The sequence below is a fragment of the Bartonella sp. AP4SXKL genome (assembly GCF_042195845.1).
GTDB lineage: Bacteria > Pseudomonadota > Alphaproteobacteria > Rhizobiales > Rhizobiaceae > Bartonella.
Map to the genome: position 1 here is coordinate 1 of NZ_JBHIPA010000051.1, position 1,294 is coordinate 1,294.

The window sequence follows — 1,294 nt, forward strand, 5'->3', positions numbered from 1 at the left end:
AGAAGCCAAGGAAGTAGCCGAGACTGCGAAGTCGACAGCAGAAGAAGCGAAGAGTGTTGCGGAGCAAGCAAAAGAAGAAGCTGATACGACGAAGCAAGGGCTTGGAGAGGTCAAGAGTTCATTAGACACGGTGACAGCAACGACAAATTCTGCGAATACAGCCGCCTCTGAGGCAAAAGCTTTAGCGGAAGAAGCGAAGAGTGCATTGACAGAAGTTCAAGAGAAGGCACAGAGGAACAGTGACAGTCTTTCTGAACTTCAAGGTAAGGTAGGTTCTCTTTCCACTAATTTTTTAGAGAATGTGCGTTTTCATCAACCTGACAGAATTCTGGAAGCCAATCCGAAAAATAGAAAAGGTCTTGTGATCAATGACGGGGCATGTTTTCGCTTTTATCATGGTGAAGAGAATGGGGGTAGGTACCTCTTTTACCGCATTCCAGGGCGTGGAAGGATGACTTTTGACGAAGATCTTGAAGCAGGAAAGGATTATTATATATATCTCATCTTAAAAGATCAGACGAATGAGCTATCCTTTGAAATTTCGCAAAATCCGACGGCTCCTGATGGCTATACAAAGGATAATTCTGAAAAGATCGGTGGATTTCATACGCTATGTGCGGATGTTGGTGAGATTGAAGGTCATCTCTTATCGGGTTATCAAGCGGGGGATGTTTTGCCCAAGTCTGTTTGGTGTTTAAATCACCGCCCACGTAGTAGTCCAGAAGGGATGGTTTACAATCCGTGGCATAATATTTGGGTTGATATTTATCTTCAATCAGGGACAGGTGTAAATGCAAAGTCTGCCTATGGTGTTCCGATTACGACCAGTCGTAGCTATGCGGATCATGCATTTGATTTTTGGTCTGTTAGTAAGAGATTTTTGACGAGTGATGAGTTTTCGCCAAGCATGTATGGAAGTAATCAAGCAACCAGTATTGTCGGCAATCAAGCGCCTTCTCTTAAGACGTCTGGAGGACACGTTGATACAAACAATAGACGGATGATTTCGCATATCGGTTGTGAGGATGGTTGCGGTTATGTTTGGCAATATTTGTCTGGTTGTTATCCAGTGACTAAATGGCATACAGGGGAGCAAGGAAGCAGTTTACGTGTAGACATAAATGTTATGTTGGGAGGAGGCGATTGGACTGGTGGCTCTAACAATGATCATCTTGTACGGAATTTTGCGCATTCTCGTTATGTAGAAGATGAAAAAATAGGCGCCCGTGGATGTAGCGAGCCACTTTATTATAATTAACGCGAGATTGATTAGAACATCATTTTATCCAGCCCC

Annotated in this window: 1 pseudogene; it reads left to right on the forward strand. The window is 43.5% G+C overall.

Features of this window, described 5'->3' with window-relative positions:
- Positions 1 to 1,258, forward strand: a pseudogene (locus tag ACFIMI_RS09595) (hypothetical protein); the annotation flags it as partial.
- Positions 1,259 to 1,294 lie beyond the last annotated feature (36 nt).